This window comes from Pseudomonas sp. MIACH, from assembly GCF_001269925.1.
In the GTDB taxonomy this organism is placed as follows: Bacteria; Pseudomonadota; Gammaproteobacteria; order Pseudomonadales; family Pseudomonadaceae; genus Aquipseudomonas.
The window spans coordinates 1-20,683 of the sequence record NZ_LHVO01000061.1 but is presented as its reverse complement, the minus strand read 5'-3'; the positions used below and the strand labels follow the sequence as shown (position 1 = coordinate 20,683).

22 protein-coding genes and 1 pseudogene are annotated in these 20,683 nt (G+C 62.2%); 9 read left to right on the top strand and 14 right to left on the bottom strand.

Features of this window, described 5'->3' with window-relative positions:
* The first annotated feature begins 13 nt into the window (after nt 1-13).
* From AD670_RS26155 to AD670_RS26120, 8 genes are read left to right on the top strand one after another with little or no spacing between them, the layout of a single operon-like run.
* Nucleotides 14-1,261 carry an NAD(P)/FAD-dependent oxidoreductase gene (locus AD670_RS26155; RefSeq protein WP_082341053.1) on the top strand — a complete coding sequence of 416 codons (1,248 nt, stop codon included), beginning with the start codon at nt 14-16 and terminating at the stop codon, nt 1,259-1,261.
* A complete protein-coding gene (locus AD670_RS26150) occupies nt 1,258-1,992 on the top strand; it encodes a class I SAM-dependent methyltransferase (RefSeq protein WP_053139185.1) in 735 nt (244 codons plus the stop codon). The genes AD670_RS26155 and AD670_RS26150 overlap by 4 nt, the downstream gene beginning before the upstream one ends.
* Nucleotides 1,989-2,471: a DUF3261 domain-containing protein gene (locus AD670_RS26145; protein ID WP_053139183.1), complete on the top strand. Its 483-nt coding sequence runs from the start codon at nt 1,989-1,991 to the stop codon at nt 2,469-2,471. The genes AD670_RS26150 and AD670_RS26145 overlap by 4 nt, the downstream gene beginning before the upstream one ends.
* Nucleotides 2,468-3,634: a beta-ketoacyl-[acyl-carrier-protein] synthase family protein gene (locus AD670_RS26140; protein WP_053139180.1), complete on the top strand. Its 1,167-nt coding sequence runs from the start codon at nt 2,468-2,470 to the stop codon at nt 3,632-3,634. Before AD670_RS26145 ends, AD670_RS26140 begins: the two co-directional genes overlap by 4 nt.
* The gene (locus tag AD670_RS26135; RefSeq protein ID WP_053139178.1) at nt 3,631-4,092 is read left to right on the top strand and encodes a hotdog family protein; all 462 of its coding nucleotides are present in this window, start codon (nt 3,631-3,633) and stop codon (nt 4,090-4,092) included. The genes AD670_RS26140 and AD670_RS26135 overlap by 4 nt, the downstream gene beginning before the upstream one ends.
* Nucleotides 4,089-4,817 (top strand): 3-oxoacyl-ACP reductase FabG, encoded by a 729-nt coding sequence (gene fabG, locus AD670_RS26130; protein ID WP_053139177.1) that lies wholly within the window; start codon nt 4,089-4,091, stop codon nt 4,815-4,817. Before AD670_RS26135 ends, fabG begins: the two co-directional genes overlap by 4 nt.
* Nucleotides 4,817-6,043 carry a beta-ketoacyl-ACP synthase gene (locus AD670_RS26125; protein ID WP_053139175.1) on the top strand — a complete coding sequence of 409 codons (1,227 nt, stop codon included), beginning with the start codon at nt 4,817-4,819 and terminating at the stop codon, nt 6,041-6,043. Before fabG ends, AD670_RS26125 begins: the two co-directional genes overlap by 1 nt.
* A gap of 26 nt (nt 6,044-6,069) precedes the next feature.
* A complete protein-coding gene (locus tag AD670_RS26120; RefSeq protein WP_053139173.1) occupies nt 6,070-6,516 on the top strand; it encodes a hypothetical protein in 447 nt (148 codons plus the stop codon).
* Nucleotides 6,517-6,580: 64 nt separating this feature from the next.
* On the opposite strand, the gene AD670_RS26115 is transcribed toward AD670_RS26120, so the two are convergent.
* The gene (locus AD670_RS26115) at nt 6,581-7,474 is read right to left on the bottom strand and encodes a LysR family transcriptional regulator (protein WP_053139171.1); all 894 of its coding nucleotides are present in this window, start codon (nt 7,472-7,474) and stop codon (nt 6,581-6,583) included.
* A gap of 171 nt (nt 7,475-7,645) precedes the next feature.
* On the opposite strand from AD670_RS26115, the gene AD670_RS26110 reads away from it, so the two are divergent.
* Complete coding sequence (locus tag AD670_RS26110) at nt 7,646-8,866, top strand: MFS transporter (protein WP_262417311.1); 1,221 nt, start codon at nt 7,646-7,648, stop codon at nt 8,864-8,866.
* A 47-nt stretch (nt 8,867-8,913) separates the two neighbouring features.
* Here the strand turns inward: AD670_RS26110 and AD670_RS31250 are convergent.
* The 13 genes and pseudogenes from AD670_RS31250 to gbpA all read right to left on the bottom strand — a co-directional run.
* Nucleotides 8,914-9,402 (bottom strand): annotated as a pseudogene (locus tag AD670_RS31250) (cytochrome b/b6 domain-containing protein); the annotation flags it as partial.
* A 165-nt stretch (nt 9,403-9,567) separates the two neighbouring features.
* Nucleotides 9,568-10,014, bottom strand: a complete 447-nt coding sequence (gene gspM / locus AD670_RS26105) for a type II secretion system protein GspM (protein ID WP_053139167.1) — start codon at nt 10,012-10,014, stop codon at nt 9,568-9,570.
* Nucleotides 10,014-11,111, bottom strand: coding sequence for a type II secretion system protein GspL (gene gspL / locus AD670_RS26100; protein WP_053139165.1), 1,098 nt, complete (start codon nt 11,109-11,111; stop codon nt 10,014-10,016). The genes gspM and gspL overlap by 1 nt, the downstream gene beginning before the upstream one ends.
* On the bottom strand, nt 11,108-11,956 hold the full coding sequence (locus AD670_RS26095; RefSeq protein WP_053139164.1) for a type II secretion system protein GspK: 849 nt from the start codon (nt 11,954-11,956) through the stop codon (nt 11,108-11,110). The genes gspL and AD670_RS26095 overlap by 4 nt, the downstream gene beginning before the upstream one ends.
* Nucleotides 11,953-12,501, bottom strand: a complete 549-nt coding sequence (locus tag AD670_RS26090; RefSeq protein ID WP_053139162.1) for a type II secretion system protein GspJ — start codon at nt 12,499-12,501, stop codon at nt 11,953-11,955. Before AD670_RS26090 ends, AD670_RS26095 begins: the two co-directional genes overlap by 4 nt.
* Nucleotides 12,494-12,883 carry a type II secretion system minor pseudopilin GspI gene (gspI, locus tag AD670_RS26085; RefSeq protein ID WP_256243951.1) on the bottom strand — a complete coding sequence of 130 codons (390 nt, stop codon included), beginning with the start codon at nt 12,881-12,883 and terminating at the stop codon, nt 12,494-12,496. The genes AD670_RS26090 and gspI overlap by 8 nt, the downstream gene beginning before the upstream one ends.
* A complete protein-coding gene (gene gspH / locus AD670_RS26080) occupies nt 12,873-13,334 on the bottom strand; it encodes a type II secretion system minor pseudopilin GspH (protein WP_053139160.1) in 462 nt (153 codons plus the stop codon). The genes gspI and gspH overlap by 11 nt, the downstream gene beginning before the upstream one ends.
* Before the next feature lie 4 nt (nt 13,335-13,338).
* Nucleotides 13,339-13,782: a type II secretion system major pseudopilin GspG gene (gene gspG, locus AD670_RS26075; RefSeq protein WP_053139158.1), complete on the bottom strand. Its 444-nt coding sequence runs from the start codon at nt 13,780-13,782 to the stop codon at nt 13,339-13,341.
* Nucleotides 13,783-14,982 carry a type II secretion system inner membrane protein GspF gene (gene gspF, locus AD670_RS26070; RefSeq protein ID WP_053139156.1) on the bottom strand — a complete coding sequence of 400 codons (1,200 nt, stop codon included), beginning with the start codon at nt 14,980-14,982 and terminating at the stop codon, nt 13,783-13,785.
* 1 nt (nt 14,983) lies between these two features.
* A complete protein-coding gene (gene gspE, locus AD670_RS26065) occupies nt 14,984-16,432 on the bottom strand; it encodes a type II secretion system ATPase GspE (RefSeq protein ID WP_053139155.1) in 1,449 nt (482 codons plus the stop codon).
* Entirely contained in the window at nt 16,429-18,330 is a 1,902-nt protein-coding gene (gspD, locus tag AD670_RS26060) for a type II secretion system secretin GspD (RefSeq protein WP_053139153.1), read from the bottom strand. Before gspD ends, gspE begins: the two co-directional genes overlap by 4 nt.
* Before the next feature lie 4 nt (nt 18,331-18,334).
* Nucleotides 18,335-18,859, bottom strand: coding sequence for a type II secretion system protein N (locus AD670_RS26055; RefSeq protein ID WP_053139151.1), 525 nt, complete (start codon nt 18,857-18,859; stop codon nt 18,335-18,337).
* 254 nt (nt 18,860-19,113) lie between these two features.
* Nucleotides 19,114-20,559: an N-acetylglucosamine-binding protein GbpA gene (gbpA, locus tag AD670_RS26050; protein ID WP_053139149.1), complete on the bottom strand. Its 1,446-nt coding sequence runs from the start codon at nt 20,557-20,559 to the stop codon at nt 19,114-19,116.
* Between the last annotated feature and the right edge of the window lie 124 nt (nt 20,560-20,683).

Sequence of the window (20,683 nt, the reverse complement as noted above, 5' to 3'; positions counted from 1 at the left end):
GCAAGGAGCCCTCGTGCCCATAGTTGAAATGGAACGTCGCCAGGTCGTGGTAATTGGTGCCGGGCCATCCGGCGCGATTGCCGCCGCACTGCTCAAACGCAAAGGGCATGATGTATTGATCATCGAGCGCCAGCATTTCCCGCGCTTCTCGATCGGCGAAAGCCTGCTGTCGCACTGCATCGATTTCATCGAGGAAGCCGGCATGCTCGATGCCGTGAACGCGGCGGGTTTCCAGGTAAAAACCGGTGCCGCGTTCGCCTGGGGCGATCGGTATAGCGCGTTTGATTTCGGTGACACCTTCAGCAACGGCAAGCCGACCACCTTCCAGGTGCAGCGCGGCGAGTTCGACAAGTTGCTGGCCGATCAGGCAGCCCAGCAAGGCGTCGACATCCGCTACGGCGAAACCATCGTCGGCGTGGATTTCTCCGGTGAGTGCCGCTACCTGCATGTGCGCCGCGAGAACGGCAGCGAGTACCACATCAAGGCCAAGTTCGTGCTCGATGCCAGTGGCTACGGCCGCGTGCTGCCGCGCCTGCTCGACCTGGAGGCACCGTCGAACTTCCCGGTGCGCCAGGCGGTGTTCACCCACGTTGAAGACCGCATCGAGCACCCAGGCTTCGACCGCACCAAGATCCTGGTGACCACGCACCCTACGAAGCGCGACATCTGGTTCTGGACCATCCCGTTCAGCAACGGTCGCTGCTCGGTGGGTGTGGTTGCGGCCAAGGAGCATTTCGACGGCCGCGACAGCGACCTCGACGCTTGCCTGCGGGGTTTTATCGATGAGACCCCAAGCCTGTCCGGTGTGCTGCGCCACGCTGTGTGGGATACCCCCGCGCGCACCATCGGCGGCTACTCGGCCAACGTCAAAACCCTGCACGGCCCCGGCTTTGCGCTGCTGGGCAATGCGGCGGAATTCCTCGACCCGGTGTTCTCGTCCGGCGTGACCATCGCCATGCGTTCGGCGAGCATGGCCGCCGGCGTGCTGCATCGTCAGCTCAAAGGCGAGACCGTAGACTGGCAAACCGAGTTTGCCGAGCCGCTCAAGCGCGGTGTCGACACCTTCCGTTGCTACGTCGAAGGCTGGTACGCCGGTACATTCCAGGATGTGATTTTCCACCCCGGCAGCGCGCCGGAGATCCGCCGGATGATCAGTTCGATCCTCGCCGGCTATGCGTGGGACGAGCGCAACCCGTTCGTCAGCGAGCCCAAGCGGCGGTTGCGGATGTTGTCAGAAATTTGTGCAGGGGATGCCGCGTGAGCAGTCGCTACTTAAGCAAGAACTACGTTGAAGAAACCAAGTTCGGCTTCTGGTTCCTACGCAGCCACACCTGGCAGCACCACGTGTTGCGCGTGGCGATCAATGACTTGCGCAGCCGCTTCAGCGAGCCGCTGCCCGTCGCCCCGGTGCTGCTGGACGCGGGGTGCGGCCAGGGCAAATCCTTCAAGTTGCTGCAACAGGTGTTTGCGCCTTCCCGCCTGATCGGCCTGGATGCCGACCCGCACAGCCTGGAACTGAGCCGCCAGGAAGCCGCTCGCCAAGGCCTGGATGTGGAGCTGATCGGCAGTGACTGCGCCACCCTCGACGTGCCGGATGCCAGTGTCGATATCCTCTTCTGCCACCAGACCTTCCATCACCTGGTTGAACAGCAACGCGCGCTGACCGAGTTCTACCGGGTGCTCAAGCCGGGTGGTTACTTGCTGTTTGCCGAATCCACTGAAGCCTATATCGACACCTGGGTCATTCGCTGGCTGTTCCGCCACCCCATGCATGTGCAGAAAAGCGCCGAAGCGTACCTGCAGATGCTCCGCGAACAGGGCTTTGAGTTCGGCCCGCAAAACGTTTCGTATCCGTACCTGTGGTGGAGCCGCTCCAGCGACTTCGGCCTGCTGGAGCGCTGGGGTTTGCGCAAGGCGCCGCCGGTGGGCCAACGCGAAGAAACCCTGGTCAATTGCGTGGCGCGCAAACCCTTGGCGAGTACCGCAGCATGATGCGCCTGCTGTTGATGGGTTGCCTGCTGCTGCTCAGTGCCTGCGCCAGCCAGCCACCGCTGCCGGAAAAAACCCCGGCCCTGGCGCTGCCCATGCAATTGCATGTGCAGCGCCAGGAAGGTGCCCAGAGCCAGGACTGGCTGCTGGTGATCCAGCGCGAAGGCGCGGGCATTCGCTGGTCGATGATGGACCCGCTGGGCATTCCCCTGGCCCGGCAAAAGCTGATCAATGGCCAGTGGCAGGCCGATGGCTTGCTGCCGCCCAACCCTCAGGCGCGTGAACTGTTCGCGGCCTTGCTGTTTGCCCTGGCCTCGGCGGATGACCTGCGCGCGCTGTACCCCAGTGCCCAGGCGATGGACCTCACCCGCACGTTGCCGGGGCGTTGGCAGGTCGTCTATCAGTCTTCGCAGGTGTTCAGCGTGAACATCAGCGGGCAGCCGTTGAGCTACCGCATCACGCCGCTCGGGGCTGCGCCATGACCGCCTATCTCAATGCCCTCGGGGTGATCTGCGCCCTCGGCCGTGGCCAGGCACACGTCAGCCGCAACCTGTTTGCCGGTGACTGTTCCGGCATGCGCGCCGAAAGCGGCTGGGTGCCGGAACGTGTGTTGCCAGTGGCCGGTGTGCACGGCGAATTGGCGACGATCCCGCCCGAACTGGGCCAGCAAAGCAGCCGCAATAATCAGTTGCTGCTGGAAGCGGCGTTGCAGATCGAGGGCGAGATTCGCCTGGCGATCCAACACTACGGCGCGGCGCGGGTCGGCATTGTGCTGGGCACCAGCACCTCGGGCATCGACGAAGCCAGCCGCGGCATCGCCCAGTACCTGCGCGACAAGCACTTCCCCGGCGACTACGACTACCAGCAACAGGAACTCAGCGCACCGGCAAATTTCCTCGCCGACTGGCTGCAACTGAGCGGCCCGGCCTATGTGATCTCCACCGCCTGTACGTCCAGCGCCCGTGCGCTGATGAGCGCCCAGCGCCTGCTCGACCTGGGCGTCTGCGATGCGGTGATCTGCGGTGGCGTGGACAGCCTGTGCAAGCTGACCCTCAATGGGTTCAGCGCGCTGGAAGCGGTGTCCAACGAGCGCTGCAATCCGTTTTCGGTGAACCGCAACGGCATCAATATCGGTGAAGCGGCGGTGCTGTTCCTGATGACTAAAACGCCTGCAGCGATCGCCCTGTTGGGCAGCGGTGCGAGTTGCGACGCACACCATATCTCCGCGCCGGAACCCACCGGCAAAGGCGCCTTGCAGGCGATGCGCAAGGCCTTGGCCAGCGCGAAGCTTGCGCCCGAGCAGATCGGCTACCTGAACCTGCACGGCACCGCCACCCAACACAATGACGCCATGGAAAGCCTGGCCGTCGCCAGCCTGTTCCCCGAAGGCGTGGCCTGCTCGTCGACCAAACCCATGAGCGGCCACACCCTGGGCGCGGCCGGCGCGCTGGAAGCCGCGTTCTGCTGGCTGAGCCTGGCCCACGGCCGGGTGCCGCCCCATGTGTGGGACGGCCAGGCCGACCCCACGCTGCCCGCCTTGCGATGGGCACACAGCGGCGAAACCCTGGAAAAACCCTGCCTGATGAGCAACTCGTTTGCCTTCGGCGGCAACAACGTCAGCCTGATTATCGGAGAGGCCCCATGACCGATTGGCCACTCGCCGAACTGCTGCCCCATGCGGGCGACATGATCCTGATCGACCAGGTACTGTCGTTCGATGAAGAGCAGATCCACACCCTTATCACCGTCAAGCCTGGCGGCCTGTTCAACCGCCCTGACGGCAGCCTGCCGGCGTGGGTCGGGATCGAGCTGATGGCGCAGAGCGTCGCTGCCTATGCCGGCTGCCGCGCGCGTCAAAAGGGTGAAGCGGTGGAACTGGGCTTCCTGCTCGGCACACGTAAGTTCGAGTGCAATGTGGAGCACTTCCCGGCGGGCGCCGAGCTGCGCATCCACGGCCTGCGCTCCCTGGAAGACGACAACGGCATGGGTGTGTTCGAATGCCACCTGACCGGTGACGGTATCCAGGCCAGCGCACGACTGAATGTATTTCGACCGCCCCAGGCGGCCAACTATTTAGATGAATCGAAGGACGAAACGCCATGACTGAATCCGTACTGGTCACCGGCTCCAGCCGTGGCATCGGCCGCGCCATTGCCCTGCGCCTGGCCCAGGCCGGGCATGACATCGTGCTGCATTGCCGCAGCGGTCACGCCGAAGCCTGCGCGGTACAGGTCGAGATCGAGGCCTTGGGCCGCCAGGCGCGGGTGCTGCAATTCGACGTGGCGGACCGCGCCGCGTGCAAGCAAATCCTTGAAGCCGACGTGGAGCAACACGGGGCTTATTACGGCGTGGTACTCAACGCCGGCCTGACCCGCGACGGCGCCTTCCCGGCCTTGTCGGAGGACGATTGGGACGTGGTGATGCGCACCAACCTCGATGGTTTCTACAACGTGCTGCACCCGGTGATGATGCCGATGATTCGTCGTCGCGCGGCCGGGCGTATCGTCTGCATCACCTCGGTGTCGGGGTTGATCGGCAACCGTGGCCAGGTCAATTACAGCGCCTCCAAGGCCGGCCTGATCGGCGCGGCCAAGGCCCTGGCTATCGAGTTGGGCAAGCGCAAGATCACCGTCAACTGCGTCGCCCCCGGTTTGATCGACACCGCCATGCTGGATGAAAACGTACCGGTGGAAGAACTGATGAAGATGATCCCGGCGCAACGCATGGGCACCCCGGAGGAAGTTGCCGGCGCGGTGAATTTCCTGATGTCGGCCGAAGCCGGCTATATCACGCGCCAGGTTTTGGCCGTGAACGGAGGCCTGTGCTGATGAAGCGCGTCGTCGTTACCGGCATGGCCGGCATGACCTCCCTGGGCAGTGACTGGGAGACGATCTCGGCCAACTTTCGCGCCAACCGCAGCGGCATCCGGCGCATGGACGAGTGGGAGCGTTTTACCGAACTGAACACGCGCCTGGCCGGGCCGATCGACGACTTCGTCGTGCCCGCCCACTGGACCCGCAAGCAGCTGCGCAGCATGGGCCGCGTCTCGCGCCTGGCGGTGTGGGCGGCGGAGCAGGCGTTGCAGGACGCGGGTTTACTCGGTGACGAGTCGATCAAGGACGGGCGCATGGGCGTCGCTTGCGGCTCATCCACCGGCAGCACCGACGAGATCAAGGCCTTCGGCAATATGCTGCTGAACTCGGTGGCCGAGGGGCTCAATGCCAACTCCTACGTGCGCATGATGCCCCACACCACGGCGGCGAATATCAGCATCTTCTTTGGCCTGACCGGGCGGCTGATCCCCACGTCCAGTGCGTGCACCAGCGGCAGCCAAGGCATCGGCTATGCCTACGAGGCGATCAAGTTCGGCCGCCTGCCGTTGATGCTTGCCGGCGGCGCCGAAGAACTGTGCCCCACCGAAGCCATGGTGTTTGACGCGCTCTACGCCACCAGCCTGAAGAACGATGCACCGCAAACCAGCCCACGCCCCTACGACAGCGGCCGCGATGGCCTGGTGATCGGCGAAGGCGGCGGCATGCTGGTGCTCGAAGAGCTGGAGCACGCACTGGCGCGGGGTGCGCATATCCATGCCGAGATCGTCGGTTTCGGCAGCAATGCCGACGGCCAGCACACCACCCGTCCGGAACAGAAAACCATGCGCCGCGCCATGGAACTGGCCCTGGAAGATGCGGGCCTGGAGCCTGCCGCCATTGGCTACGTAAACGGTCACGGCACCGCCACCGACCAGGGCGACATCGCCGAAACCCAGGCCACCAGCAGCCTGTTCGGCAGCCGCATGCCCATCAGCTCGCAGAAAAGCTTCCTCGGCCATACCTTGGGTGCGTGCGGGGCGCTGGAGTCGTGGTTCAGCATCGAGATGATGAACCGCGACCAGTACGTACACACCTTCAACCTGGACTCAGTCGACCCGCAATGCGGCGAGCTGGATTACCTGCAGGGTGAATTTCGCGAGATGCACCACGACTACGTGATGAACAACAACTTTGCCTTTGGCGGCGTCAACACTTCGTTGATCTTCCGCCGCTGGTCCTGACTTTTTAATCGATTGGAGAATACGGAATGTCTTCCTTGCTACGCGTCACCCTGATCACCCTGGCCCTACTGGTCACCGCCGGCTGCACCAGCAAGCCGGTCCTCAACACCCAGCACGACCTGCCGGCCGACGCTCAGGTCAGCGAAGAAAAAATGAAAAAGGTGATCGTCAACGCCCTGCAAAAACGCGATTGGACCGTGCAACGCCTGAGCCCGCAACTGGTACAGGCCGAAATCACCGTGCGCAACCAGTACTACGCGGCCATCGACATCCGCTACACCCGCAACAGCTACGCCATCACCTACCGCGACAGCCGCGAGTTGGGCTACAAGGACGGCAAGATCCATCGCAACTACAACCGCTGGGTGAACAATCTGGACAGCGACATCATGGCGGGATTGCGCAGCAATGGCGTGAGTGGTGAGGCAGGGTCAGCAGCGCAGTTGTTTGAGCAGACGGGAACGTCGAAGTAAAACCAAGGCCGGGCACATCCTCTGTGGCGAGCGGGCTTGCCACAGAGAGCCCGTTGGCGGTGAGTTATTGCACCGCCTTGCGCGTCAACAACTCCACAAACGCCTGCGCCATCGGCGTTTGTGCGCCTTTGCGCTGCACCAGCCATACCGCCGTCACTGCCTCCTGATCCAACAAGGTGCGATAGACCACGCCATCGATTCGTATCCGTTGGTACGACGCCGGCAGCACCGACACGCCCAAGCCCGCCGCCACCAACCCGATAATCGTCATCGCCTCCCCCGCTTCCTGGGCGAAGTGCGGGCTGAAGCCGGCATCACGGGCCAGATTGAGCAGTTGGGCGTACAGGCCACTGCCGTAGGTGCGAGGGAAAAATACAAACGGTTCCTGCGCCAGTTGCGCCAGGTGCAGGCCACGTTCACTGCCCTCCACTAAGGGGTGGTCAGCGTTTAATACGGCAACCAGCGGTTCACGCATCAGCTCAATCACATTCAATGAGTCCGGCAGCGGCAGCGGACGCATCAGCCCAACCTGGATCGACTCATCCACCAGCGATTCGGCCACTTCGGTGCTGCTCATTTCCTGCAGGTTCAGGTGCACCGCCGGGAAGGCTTGGCGAAACGCGAAGATCGCCTGCGGAATCGTGGAGTTGAACGGCGCCGACGAGGTGAAGCCAATCTTCAATTCGCCCAGTTCCCCCAACTGCGCACGACGCGCCACGTCTGCCGCCTTGTCGACCTGGGCCAGCACCAGCCGCGCCTCGTGCAGGAACAGGCGCCCGGCCTCGCTCAGCTCGACCCGACGATTGGTACGCTCAAACAAGCGCGCGCCCACCTCCTGCTCCAGCGCCTGGATCTGCTGGCTCAACGGCGGTTGCGAGATGCCCAGCACCTGCGCGGCGCGGCCAAAGTGCAGTTCTTCGGCAACGGCAATGAAGTACCGCAGGTGACGTAGTTCCATGCCAGCCTCATTAGGTCGTAAAAGCTATCAAACGGGTCGAACAATATATTGGAAAGAATCATTAGGCAGCTATATTCTTTTTCCATTGCCGGTCCTGGCAGGCTTTCCCTCCCCGAGGTCCCCGTGAAATCTGCTGTCGCTCCACTCGCCCAAGAAGTCCCACCTACCGCCCTGGATGAGGTGGTAGCGCAGCTCAATGACGCGTACATCGAAAAAGGCACACCGATGTTCATGCGCACGGTGCTGGCGCTGTTCTCCGGCGGCTTTGCCACGTTTGCCCTGCTGTATTGCGTGCAGCCGATGATGCCGGCGCTGTCCCACGAGTTTTCGATCAATGCGGCGCAGAGCAGTCTGATCCTGTCCGTGTCCACGGCGATGCTGGCACTGGGTTTACTGATTACCGGGCCGATTTCCGACACCCTGGGGCGCAAGCCGGTGATGGTCGCCGCGTTGTTCTGCGCCGCGCTGGCGACCATCGCCAGCGGCTTGATGCCGTCCTGGGAAGGGATCCTGCTGATGCGTGCGCTGGTGGGCCTGTCCCTGAGCGGCCTGGCTGCCGTGGCGATGACGTACCTGAGCGAAGAGATCCACCCCCAGCACATCGGCCTGGCGATGGGCCTGTACATCGGCGGCAACGCCATCGGTGGCATGAGCGGGCGCCTGATCATTGGCGTACTGATCGACTTCGTCAGTTGGCACACCGCAATGCTGATCATCGGCGCCCTGGCGCTGATCGCCGCCACGGTGTTCTGGAAGATCCTCCCCGAATCGCGCAACTTCCGCGCCAGCAGCCTAAAGCCCCGCAGCCTGGTGGATGGCTTCGTCATGCATTTCAAGGACGCGGGCCTGCCGTGGCTGTTCCTTGAAGCCTTCCTGCTGATGGGCGCGTTTGTGACGCTGTTCAACTACATCGGCTATCGCTTGCTGGCCGATCCGTATGACCTGAGCCAGGCCGTGGTCGGCCTGCTGTCGCTGGTGTACCTCTCGGGCATCTACAGCTCGGCGAAAATCGGCTCCCTCGCTGACCGCCTCGGCCGCCGCCGCGTACTGTGGGCCACCATCGTGCTGATGCTCGCCGGCATGGCCCTGACCCTGCTTACCCCACTGTGGCTGGTGGTGCCGGGCATGTTGATCTTCACCTTCGGCTTCTTCGGCGCCCACTCGGTGGCCAGCAGCTGGATCGGTCGCCGCGCGGTCAAGGCCAAGGGGCAGGCGTCATCGCTCTATCTGTTCTGCTACTACGCCGGGTCGAGTATTGCCGGCACGGCGGGCGGGTTCTTCTGGCACTTTGCCGGGTGGAACGGAATTGGCGCCTTTATCGTGGCGTTGTTGCTGGGCGCGTTGCTGGTGGCGTTGAAGCTGGCCAAGTTGCCGCCCCTCGCGCGCACCTGAGGACGCGTCGTCTCAAGGCTCTGTACCTTGAACGACATCCGCGCCATCACCCGCTTGCCACGCCGTTCATGCAATACCACCGCGCCGATATGCAAGACCAGCATCAGCAACAACAGCGCGCACGACCCTACGTGCACCTGGGTGTACCAGGCGATGGCCGCCGGATCGCTTTCGAACGACGCAATGGAGAACAGGTTAAAGACATTGATCGGCCGATCCATCATCAGCACACCGGTCACCAATACCACTGCCAACACCAGATACATGGCCTTGTGAACCAATAGCGCCATGTACTCCTGCAGCGAGCGCCGGATGGAAAAATCCAGGCCGTGAGAGAAGGAGCAATACACCCGTAGGACAAATACCGGGATGTACAACGTGGTCAACGACACATTAAAGAACCCCACCCACGCCTTGACCGAAGCGGGGACGGTAAATACGGCCACATAAAAACCAGACAACAGTGACCAAAGGATGATCACAGCCGAGACCCAATGCAGGAGTTTCTGGCTGATCGAATAATCAGAAGTTTTCATTTCGCTAACACCTGTCAATTAACACTTATCCGGCGAGTAAATTCGCGGCGGATTCTTGACGAAACGCCTCCCTAACACCGTAGGAAAAATCCCAAAAACTACCGAGATGGCGACGTAAGCGCGTAAAGCCATCTCATCGATAGACCGTGCGTCGGCACGCGAGCCCTAGAGCAATACGCGTGCTTCGAGCTGCTGGTCGCGCTTTTCCAGACTCAACACGTGCAGGGCAATACCTTCACGCTCCAGGTCGGCGAGCCAGTCCAGCAGTCTGTGCGCGTCGGCGAGGAGGGTAATGCGCACCTGGTCGCTGTCGACGTCCATTTGTTGAATGTCCAGGCCTGCCGCCGCCGCTCGCGCGCTGATACGTGCAGCCAATGGCTGGGTAGAAACCGTCGCCGAGGGTTGCGGTTGGGCGCTCTGCACGCGCCGTGCGAGGGCCAGTTGCTGCTGATAATGGCGCTCGGCAACGACCAAGCGTTGTTGGGTGGGCTGCCACAGCCATGCATAGGACAGTCCGCCAAGCACCAGCAACGCCATGCCAGTGAGCAGGTAACGTTCCCGCGCGCTGAGGCCTTTCCAGGCCTGGAGCACTGACTTAACCCGCGCGTTCATCATGACTCCTCCAGCATCAACACCGCCTGAACCCGGTTCCCGTCCTTGCTGGCACTGCCGATGCGCACTGGCATGCCGCTCTGCTGCCCACGCTCACGCAGTTGTTCCAAGGCGTTGAAGCTGGCCGCCGTCAATTGCACCTTCCAGCCATCGCCGGCACGAAAATCAATGCGTTGTACATCGATATCCCCACCGCCGATCACCTGCTCGGTCAGGCGGACCAAACGTGCAAGCGCTGTGGTTGGCGCATTCGCCCCTTGCGCCTGCATGGCATCGAGCTGGGCCCGGAGGTCGACGATACGGGTCTGCTGTGGGTACAGCGCTTGAAAACGCTGCAGACTTTGCTCATGCAGCTGTCGCGCCTGCTCGTTGAGTGTATGGATACGCGCCTGCTTGAAGCTCACATCCAGGATAAAAATCAGGCTCGCCGCGAGGATAACGGTTGACCACGGCCAGGCTCGCCGGGCTCGCCCGAACTCACCTTGCAACATGTCGATGGAGTCGCCGCGCCCGCCCCACAATGCCGCTTCGATCAGTAGCAGGCTGGCGGGCTCATCCAGCCAGTCCACCGGCTCGGCGAGCAAGGGTTCAAGCGCCTTGAGCGCCTGCTCGCCAAGTGCCAGGCGCACATTGCCGCCCACCACGCGGCGGTCGTACCAGCGGATGGCGGCCGCGCTGTCGTCGGGCAATAGATCGGCATCCACCTGCACGCTGACCACTTGAATACCCAACGCCACCATTAACTGCAGCAGTGCGGTGAAACGCGCTTTATCGGTGACGAGCGCCGGATACCCCCCCTTGCGGTCACGACTGCCGACACACACATGCACCCCATCCAGGTCTTCACCCAGTTGCGCCTCAATCGCGAAGGCAATCGCCTGGGCACTCGGTCGTCGTTTTGACGGCCAGGGTTCAGTACGCAACGCACTGCACATCTCCATCGGCAGCAACAGATGGACTGGTTGCCCTGCCAGGCTCTGCGCCGCCTCGATCAACGCCATCCGTTGATTGTCACCCGGAGCCCGCCACAGGCAGCAGGGCCACTGGGCAGAGGGCGCGACGAGACCTTCGGGGCTCAAATGAAGCCAGGTTTTCATAAAGCGATCTCACTTGAAGTCGGAGGTAGGAAACGTCGCTGCACCACACGCCAACGCCCGGTCTTGCGCTCATGTTCAACTTCGCTGGCCATACGCAGTTGGCTGGTGCCCTGGCGCACATCGACACTCACGCGAAACCAGCGACAGCCGATGCCGAGCCCCTGGCTGCTGAGCCCCAGGCCGGCGACCAACGGGTCATGGGTAAATGCCTGGGCGCTGGCATAACCGTCGTCGGGACGTTGTTTGATCAACGCTTCGGCGGTCGCCATGGACATGCCCTCAAGCGCCGCCAGCACCGGTGCCGGTGCGGTGTTGATATTCAACGCGGCATCCCTGGGCAACACCGCCACCCAGGGCTCCAGCCTGCGCAGGAATTCGTGACTGATGCCCGGCAACACACGTAACTGGCTCAGCTCCTGCACGGTAGCGTTGGCCGACAGCTCCAACGCGGGCAGTGCCAGGGAGTCGAGCAAGTGTGACCAGCGCTGCCGGACCACCTCATCCACTTGCCCTTCACCCAGCAACGCATTGATGTTGAATCGGCCGCAGAGGTCTTCGATATGCACGCGGACCTGCGCGCCGTCGGTCTCGAAAGGCCAACGCAGATGGGCCCAGTCCTGGCCTGGATGCACCTTCTGCGGCAGGTCGACGTTGGCCGCCAGGGTCACCTTGGCCCAGGCCTCCGCCGCCAGTGCCCATTGCCGAAGCTGCAACTGGTGCAGCTGGCGCGCGCTGCTTTGCAGCATCAGGTGATGGCTGCGCAGCATGCCCGCCGTCAATAACAACGCCAGGCTCATCACCAGCAACACGCTCAGCAACGCGACACCGCGCTGACGGCGCCTCATGGATGCGCCTGGGGCAACAGCCATACACGCCGTATCCGCTCGAATTGGCCGGTAGTCAGTACCATTTCCAGCGCCTGTGGTGGCGTCGCCGCCGCGCCACGACCTAGCGGCCACAGCGCACTCCAACCGGTCTCAGGGTCAAACAGGCGCCAGCTCAACGCCTCCACATCCGTAAGCAGTTTCTGCCGCTCGACCGTGTGCGACTCCAACCCTCGGCTTTCACGCCAGAGCACGCGGTTGTCAAGGCGATAGAGCACTTGCTGACGCTCACTGCGCGGCACGTCATGAGGGTTGCGCCAGTTGCTGCGCACCCACTGCACGCTGGCGGGACTGAGCACCATGACCGATGACGCCACCTGCAGCGCATCCCGCTCGATTACGCCGAGCGCCCGTTGCAGACGGCGCAGCGCTTGCTCGTGGCTGGCCAAGCCCTGCTGTGCGCGGACGGTGGTGTCGAACATGCGCCAACTGGCCAACCCCAACAGGGCAAAGATGGCCAACGCGATAACCAGTTCCAGCAGGGTAAAGCCGCGCTGTTTATTCATTTGCGGCGGGCATCCAACTGCTGGTGCGGTAGATCGGTTGATCACTGTCGGGGCGCTTGACGCTGATATCGACCTTGAGCATGCGCGGATCATCGCCAGCCGTAATGGTCTGCTCGACCAGCCAATCACGCTGGCCAAACTGCCGGAGCACTTGTTGCCGACCGGGTGAAACCGCCTGCAAGCGCAGCTCGCTCAGTTGGTTATCCGCCAGCCATGCACCTTGCATTTGCTCCTTCACTCGCGCGCTTTGTCGCAATGCATAGTGGTTGGCCGAGATCACTGCGGCCGCCAACGTGGCAAAAATCGTCAGGGCAATCATGACTTCCAGCAGGGTGAACCCTTTTGCTGTCGCGATACGCTTGCGACGTTGCTTACCCTTCAATCCACGGCTCCCCCGCGCCATCACTGACCAGGCTCAGCCACGTCTGTTCCGACGATGCGAAGGACAACACAAACGCGCTGATTTCATCGTTGCTGAGCATCAGCAGCTGCGGCACGGTACCGTCCAGGTTCAGCTGCAACCCTTCCTGCTGGAGATTCAAGTGCAGGCCCTGCGGCAACCGGCGCGCGGCACCCAAGGGCTGCCAACCCTCGTGTTCAAGGCGCATCACCCGATACTCGCCGGGCTGTATTCGCACACCGTATTCACGTCCTTCAAGCACGGCTTGCTCACGCAACTGCAGGATCAGTTGCAGCAACTGGTCGGCTTCCTGACGTGCCTGGCGCCCTGGGCTGTTACCGGTCGCCAGGCTGACGACGCCGAGTACAACGCCGATCAACGCGATCACCACCATCAACTCCAGCAGGGTAAATCCACGGCTCTTTCTAGGCATTCGATCAACCTCCCCAATTGCCGATATCCGCCGCGTGGCCTTCGCCACCCGCTACACCGTCGGAACCCAATGAGTAGAGGTCATAGCCGCCATTGGCGGCGCGTGCGCCAGGTTTGAGGTATTGGTAGGGCGTGCCCCAAGGGTCCACCGGCAAACCCTTGAGATACCCCTGGGGGTTCCAGTTCCTGGCGGGCGGTGTGCCTGTCGGGCGCTGGACCAAGGCTTCCAGGCCTTGCTGGGTCGAAGGGTAGTCAGCGTTGTCGAGGCGGTACATTTCCAGGCTGGTGGCGATCGCCTGGATGTCGGTCCTGGCTGCCGTGACCTTGGCCTGATCGGGTCGACTCATGAATTGCGGCACCACGATGGCGCCAAGCACACCGATGATGACCACCACGACCATGATTTCAATCAGCGTAAAGCCACGTTGGCCTTTGGGCATTTTGTGCATTCAGTTCACCAGTTGGTTGAGGCTGAGAATCGGCAACAGGATCGCCATGACGATCAGCAGCACCACGCCACCCATCACCACCAGCATTGCCGGCTCGAACAAACTCACCACCAGCGCAATGCGGGCAGCGAGGCTTTTTTCCTGTTGCTCGGCGGCACGCGCCAGCATCGCGTCGAGTTCACCGGCGCGTTCGCCACTGGCGATCATGTGCAGCATCAACGGTGGGATATCGCCGCTGGCTTCAAGCCCGCGGGTCAGGGTGCCGCCTTCACGTACAACGCGCGCGACATCGCCCATGCGGGCACGGATGGTGACGTTACCGACCACTGCCGCGGCGATTTCCAGGGCATCCACCAACGGCACCGCACTCTTCCCAAGAATTGCCAGGGTGCTGGCGAATCGGGCGGCTTCCATCGCACGCAACACCCCTCCCACCAGCGGGATACGCAAGGCCAGGCGATGCCAATACCAGCGTCCACCCGGCTGTTGCAGGCTCCAGCGCAGCACCATTGCGACGGCCGCCAACAGCACCAGTAACAACAGGCCATAAGCACGCAAGCCGTGACTCACGAGGATCATGGCCTGAGTCAATCCGGGCAGCGGCTGGCCGCTGTCGACAAAGATCTTCACCACATCCGGAACCACGTAGCCGAGCAGAAAACCGACGATTGCCACGCAGGCCAGCATCAGCAATGCCGGATAGACCAGGGCCAGTTGGATTTTCTGGCGCGACGCCTGGCGTGCCTCGGTGTACGCCGCCAATTGCGCCAGTACGTGGCCCAGATGACCGGAACGTTCACCGGCCGCAATGGTGGCGCAAAACAATTCTGGAAATGCCCGAGAGAACGCCGCCAATGCCGCCGCCAATGAATGACCTTCCATGACACGCCCGCGCACTTGTGCAAGCAAGCGTGCGACACGACGTTTCTCGCTCTGTTCGGCAACCGCGTCCAAGGCTTGCTCCAGCGGCAGACCCGCTTGAACCAGGGTCGACAGCTGCAAGGTCAGCAACGCCAAGTCAGCGGCGCTCAGGCCGAGCATGCGGGCCTTGCCGCCCCGCACACTTGACGCTTGCACCTGGCTCGGCAACAGACCCCGTTCGCGCAGCAACTGGCGGGCGTGACGCTGGCTATCGGCTTCTTGCCGGCCCCGGCACGAACGGCCGTGGTGATCCAGGGCTTTGTAGTCAAAGGTCGGCACGCTAATCCTCCTGGGTGACCCGCAGCAGTTCGTCAACGCTGGTCATGCCTTCGAGCACCAGGCGACGACCGTCTTCGAACAGGCTCGGGGAAGAACGCCGCGCCTCGGCCAGCAACGCCTGCTCACCCGCCCCCTGATGAATCATTGCGGCCAGCACCGGGGTCACGCGGACCAATTCGTAGATGCCTACGCGCCCGCGATAACCTTGCTGGCAGTGCTCACAGCCGACCGCCCGGAACAGCCCGGAGACTGACCCGGCAGCCAACCCCAGGCGGCGGCACACGGTCGTGTCCGCCTCAACGCTTACCTTGCAGGCAGGACACAGCGTGCGCAGCAAGCGCTGGGCCAGCACCCCGACCAGGGACGACGCGAGCAGGTAGGCATCAATGCCCATGTCCACCAGGCGGGTGACGGCGCCAATGGCACTGTTGGTGTGCAGGGTCGATAACACCAGGTGCCCGGTCAGCGACGCCTGGACCGCAATTTCAGCCGTTTCACCGTCACGGATTTCGCCGACCATCACCACATCCGGGTCCTGCCGCAGGATCGCGCGCAGCCCCCGCGCAAAGGTCATCTCGACCTTGGGGTTGACCGGCGTCTGGCCGATCCCCGGCAGGTGATATTCGATCGGGTCTTCAACGGTGAGAATGTTGCGGGTCTGGTCATTGAGGTGCGTCAGCGCGGCGTAGAGGCTGGTGGTCTTGCCCGACCCCGTGGGGCCGGTCACCAGAAAGATGCCGTGAGGTTTACCCAGCAGCCCATGCAGCTCGGCCAGGGTGGGCGCTGACATGCCCAGGCGCGCCAACTCCAGGCGCCCGGCGTGTTTGTCGAGCAGGCGCAGTACCACTCGCTCACCGTGGGCAGAGGGTAGGGTCGAGACGCGCACATCCACCTCATGCCCTGCCAGGCGCAGGGCCATGCGACCGTCCTGGGGCACGCGTTTTTCGGCGATGTCCAGGCGTGCCATGACCTTGATCCGAGACACCAGCAAGGTCGCCAATTCGCGCCGGGGTCGCAGGACTTCGCGCAGCTGCCCGTCGACGCGCATGCGCACTGACAGCGTGTGTTCGAAGGTTTCCAGATGCACGTCGGAGGCTTTTTCCCGGACGGCCTCGCTGAGCAAGGCATTGATCAGCCGAATGATCGGTGCATCCCCTTGCTGCTCCAGCAAGTCAGCGGTCTGGGGCACCTGCTCGACAAGGCTGAGCAGGTCCAACTCATCATCAAGCCCCTGGGCGACTTGTTCGGCTGCGCTTTGCCCCTCGCGGTAGGTTTCGGCCAGGCGGGCGGCGAAGGCGTCGGCGCCGAGAATGCGCAGCGGCAGTTCGCGATCAGTAAGACGGCGGGCTTCGCCCACGGCACTGATCGGCGTATCACTGCGCAGGATCAGGCAGCCGTCGTCGAGCAGCACGCCGAAACGCCGGGCAAAACCGAAGGGCAATGGCTTCATTGCGCCACGGGCTCAGGCTGGCGCAAGTCGAAGAGCCGCGCAGCGTCGTCAGGCAATTGCAGGGAACGATGCTGGCCGGTCGTGGGCAGGCTCTGCTGGTGCAGATCCTGATAACGCTGCTGGCTGATCCCGGACAGGTCCTGGCCACTGCGCACGATGGTCGGGCGCAGGAACACCATCAGGTTGCTCTTGGTCTGGGTATCGCGGCTCCAACGAAACAGCGCCCCCAGATACGGAATGTCACGCAACAGCGGCACCCCGCTGTGTTGGGTGCGCACACTGTCCTTGATCAGCCCGCCGATCACGATGATCTCGCCATCATCCGCCAGGATCGTGCTTTTCAGCGCCCGCTTGTTGGTAATCAAATCAGAGGAGTCCACCCCGGAGACTGCCGGTGCGATATCCGAGACCTCCTGCTCGACCTCCAGGCGCAGGGTCGACCCTTCATTGATGTAAGGCTTGATCTTGAGGCTGATCCCGACGTCCTTGCGCTCCACCGTGGTGAAGGGGTTATCCGCACCGTTGCTGTTGGTGGCATAGGAGCCCGTCTTGAAGGGCACGTTCTGGCCAACGATGATTTCCGCCTCTTGGTTGTCCAGGGTCAGCAGGCTCGGCGTCGACAACAAATTGCTGCGGCTATTGCTGGCCAATGCGGAGATCAGTGCACCGAAACGGTCCCCTCCCAACTGGAGCACCGCGCCTTCTGGGGCCACGCTTTTCTCATCGAACTTCAAGCCACCCAGTATCGGTAGCCCGGTACCGGGAAAATTGATAAGCCCGGAGGCATCGCCGCCGTTGAGCGCCCATTGCACGCCAAGCGCCTGGGTGATGTCGCCGGAGATTTCAACAATCGCGGCATGGATCAACACCTGGGCGCGCGGGCGATCCAGTTCGCGCACGATGCCTTCGAGCGTCGCCAGTTGGGCCGCTTCGGCCACCACTACCAGGGCATTCTGGCTTTCATCGGCGCGCACCATGAACGGCGCAGTGGTGGTGGTGTCTTTCAGTCCTGAGGCGGTCAATGGCGATTTACTGCCCTGCCCCATGGTGTCCAGCACTTCGGCCAATTGCTTGGCGTCGCTGTAGCGCAGGCGGATGACCCGCGCATTGTCCAGGCGTGCCGGTGCAACGGTATCGAGGCTGCGAGCCAGTTGCACCAGGCGCTGGCGCACCGCCGCCGTACCGACGATCACCAGGCGATTGGCACGCGGATCGGCCATGACCGAAATGGCACCGTCCGCATTCTGTTTGCCAAGGGTGGCCTCCATCAGCGCGGCGATATCCGCTGCCACACCGTGGCGCAGCTCCACCAGTTCATGGTTATTCCTGGCGCCGGAATCCAACTGCCGCACCACTTCACCGATACGCCGTACATTGCGCGCGGTATCGGTAATCACCAGCGCGTTGGTCGACACCGAAGGACCGACGTAGCCGTTGGTCGAGATCAAGGGCCTTACGAGGCCGGCCAGATCGGAAGCATTGCTGACACCCAACGCAATGACCTGGGTAACGAACTGCTCGGGCGCAGCGGTGGACTGATCCGCGTTGCCCGATAACGACCTGGCCTGGACAACGGGGACGATAAGGATCTGGTCGCCCTGGTCGATCACACTGAAACCGTGGGTATCGAGCACGCTGTAAAACAGCCTGCGTACACCTTCACGGTCCAGCGCCTGCCTGGACATCACCGTGATACGCCCCTGCACCTTGGGATCGAGGATCACCGTAGTGCCGAGGATGCTCGATATCTCCTCGACCACATCACGCAGCTCGGCCTGGTTCATGCTCAACTGCCACCGTTGTTCCGTGGCCGACACCGAGGTCGTGAACAGCCACACGAACAGGGTTATTGCGGCAACGACACCGCGTAGGACACGTTGCCCGATGATGCTGTGCATGGGGTTACTCACTCCTGGATTGTCCGGCGGCGGGTTTCAGGTGAAGGCTTCTTGCCTCGTTGCGGCGTGCGTCGACGGCCTGGAGAAACCGCTCGCCTTCGGGACGTAGCCTCAGCAGTTCCTCGCGCCCCTGACGCCACAACACCACATGGGCAGGTTCGATGCGCCGCAACACGCTGCTTCCCGACAACCGCTCGCCGGCTCGGTAGAAACGCTCGCCGTCTGGTCCGGCCAACAAGGCTCGTGACTCGCTGCCGACCACCGTGGCCAGCAACGTCAAGGGCTCGGCACTGCTCACTGCGCGGTCCTGTGGCGAAAGGCCCAGTACCGTGGCCACCGCCAAGGTGTTCAAGGGGCCGGGCGGCGCGACTGACACGGTTTGCACCTGCGACGGTTGCGGCGCCTGCAACGCTTGGCGAAATGTCTTCTCCTGCGCGGCGAGCACCAGTGCGTAGCCCAAAGGCAGCGTCAGGATGAACACCTTGGGCCAGTTAAGGTTTAATGCCGCACGCACTAACAGGCCGCGCATGTGCGAACAAGGCGTACTTTAGCCAAAGATGAAAAACGCTGAAAAAAAGTGCAGCACTGTTTAAAAATAGAAAAAGGACATGGCCAGGCCATGAAATAAGCGCAATTACCCCATCTGTTCGCCCCCGGCATTATTGCGGGTACTGAACCCTTCATTCGTTTCATTGGGCAAACTCCCTAAACCAACTAAGCCAACGCATTAAAAAGCCCAGGGCAAGTTCAAAAGAGCTTGCCCTGGCGCCTTTCAACTAACGATCAGAGTTGATTCCAGGCAGTCTGCCAGTGATGACCAACACCCGGTTCAAAGCCATTGGCGGTTGGCAGGTACTGTTTGCAGTAGCCCGAGTCCGGGAACGGCTTGCACTCATAAACTTCGCCGGTTTGCGGGTGCAATACGCGGGTACCGGCCTCGTAGGTTGCCAGGCCTTCAGGGAACACGAAGTGGTAGTCCTTCGCGCCGCCTTCACCCGTCACGTTGACCGGCTGGGTGTCCTGGCGGGTGGTGCGACCGTCGGTGGTCGTGCCAACCAAGGTCATGTGGTGAGTGCCCGGCTCGGAACGTACATCCATTTCGAGCCAGTTGCTGGAACCCTGTACCAGGGTCTTTACGCTGCCGACCGGCTTGTTGCTGGCATTGAACAAGGTGGCTTCGACGTTCATGTCGCGGTTGGCGATCATGGCGAAACGCATCTTCGTACGGCCTTTGTCCAGAACGTACTCCTGGGCGAATGCCGACAACGCCATGCTTGCGCTCTCATCTTCCTGCATGTCCAGCGCCAGCTCGTAACGGACCACTGCGCTGTCTTTCTGGGCAAACAGGTTGTTCTGGCCCTTGACCGGCGCAATGTTGCCTTGCTCATCGCGGATGCCCGCTTTGATCAGGGTCTGGGTCTTGTTGATTTTTTCCGCGAGTTTGAATGCCCAGTTCTGCGGTGCACCCTCTTCGGCGTTATCGATACTGATTTCCACCGTGTGCGCCGCACTTTCGCCGGCGTTGGTAAAGGCACGGGCCTTGACCTTGTCTCCCGGTATCAACACGTTGGATGGCGCGATGCTGCCAACGTTGCTCCAGCCGCCTGGCAACTCGGCTTCGGCGATGATGTTCACATCGACTACGTTGTAGAACGCTGCATCGGTATCACCGACCGTCCAGATGCCGAGCAGAATGTGGGACCCATTTTTGTCTTGTGGGATCACGCATTCATGCTGGGTGCCCGGCACTGGCAGCACATTGCCGCCATCCACCGTACAGAACGGGGTGCTCTCGAACGAGGTGCGCTTGAGCGGCTCGTTGGGATTCCAACCGTTGCGGGTGATGAAGTACTCGTGCTTGGTCACCGGGTGCGGCGCCGTGTACTTCCAGTCGAACTTGACGGTGCGGTCTTTGATTTCGGTCTTGTGCCAGCGCGTGGCCGACTGGGCATCCATGGCCGAAAACAAACCAATGCCGCCACTGGCAATCTTGCCGTCAACCGGTCCCTGCAGCGGAGCACCACCCACACCGGCAGGGAAACCCTTGAAGGTTTCACCGACACTTTGCGGCTCGTATTGCGCGCCGCCACAATCTTTGTTCAGGCCTTTCTGGCACAGGAACGCACGTGACGGTGGGTCATTCAAATAACCGTGCGCCTGAACCGCTTGGGAGGGCAGTAACAAAACACTTAACAAGGTGAGCGAAGACACACCACCCCAACGGGACATTTCTTTCTTAATCATAAAATTTCGACCCAACATGACGACCTGAAAAAACCCATATCGGTGATATGGACGACGTTTTTTTGGCTGCTATAGAACAGACGGGGGCGAAGTTTTATAAATTACAACG

Bases quoted from the DNA above. Each gene is read 5' to 3' on its own strand.
- gspM (WP_053139167.1), bottom strand. From the start codon at position 10,014: ATGAACGCGCGGGTTAAGTCAGTGCTCCAGGCCTGGAAAGGCCTCAGC.
- gspD (WP_053139153.1), bottom strand. From the start codon at position 18,330: ATGCACAGCATCATCGGGCAACGTGTCCTACGCGGTGTCGTTGCCGCA.
- AD670_RS26140 (WP_053139180.1), top strand. From the start codon at position 2,468: ATGACCGCCTATCTCAATGCCCTCGGGGTGATCTGCGCCCTCGGCCGT.
- AD670_RS26120 (WP_053139173.1), top strand. From the start codon at position 6,070: ATGTCTTCCTTGCTACGCGTCACCCTGATCACCCTGGCCCTACTGGTC.
- AD670_RS26095 (WP_053139164.1), bottom strand. From the start codon at position 11,956: ATGAGGCGCCGTCAGCGCGGTGTCGCGTTGCTGAGCGTGTTGCTGGTG.
- gspH (WP_053139160.1), bottom strand. From the start codon at position 13,334: ATGCCTAGAAAGAGCCGTGGATTTACCCTGCTGGAGTTGATGGTGGTG.
- gspG (WP_053139158.1), bottom strand. From the start codon at position 13,782: ATGCACAAAATGCCCAAAGGCCAACGTGGCTTTACGCTGATTGAAATC.
- AD670_RS26055 (WP_053139151.1), bottom strand. From the start codon at position 18,859: ATGCGCGGCCTGTTAGTGCGTGCGGCATTAAACCTTAACTGGCCCAAG.
- fabG (WP_053139177.1), top strand. From the start codon at position 4,089: ATGACTGAATCCGTACTGGTCACCGGCTCCAGCCGTGGCATCGGCCGC.
- AD670_RS26125 (WP_053139175.1), top strand. From the start codon at position 4,817: ATGAAGCGCGTCGTCGTTACCGGCATGGCCGGCATGACCTCCCTGGGC.
- gspL (WP_053139165.1), bottom strand. From the start codon at position 11,111: ATGAAAACCTGGCTTCATTTGAGCCCCGAAGGTCTCGTCGCGCCCTCT.
- AD670_RS26135 (WP_053139178.1), top strand. From the start codon at position 3,631: ATGACCGATTGGCCACTCGCCGAACTGCTGCCCCATGCGGGCGACATG.
- AD670_RS26145 (WP_053139183.1), top strand. From the start codon at position 1,989: ATGATGCGCCTGCTGTTGATGGGTTGCCTGCTGCTGCTCAGTGCCTGC.
- AD670_RS26115 (WP_053139171.1), bottom strand. From the start codon at position 7,474: ATGGAACTACGTCACCTGCGGTACTTCATTGCCGTTGCCGAAGAACTG.
- gbpA (WP_053139149.1), bottom strand. From the start codon at position 20,559: ATGTCCCGTTGGGGTGGTGTGTCTTCGCTCACCTTGTTAAGTGTTTTG.
- AD670_RS26090 (WP_053139162.1), bottom strand. From the start codon at position 12,501: ATGAATAAACAGCGCGGCTTTACCCTGCTGGAACTGGTTATCGCGTTG.
- gspE (WP_053139155.1), bottom strand. From the start codon at position 16,432: ATGAAGCCATTGCCCTTCGGTTTTGCCCGGCGTTTCGGCGTGCTGCTC.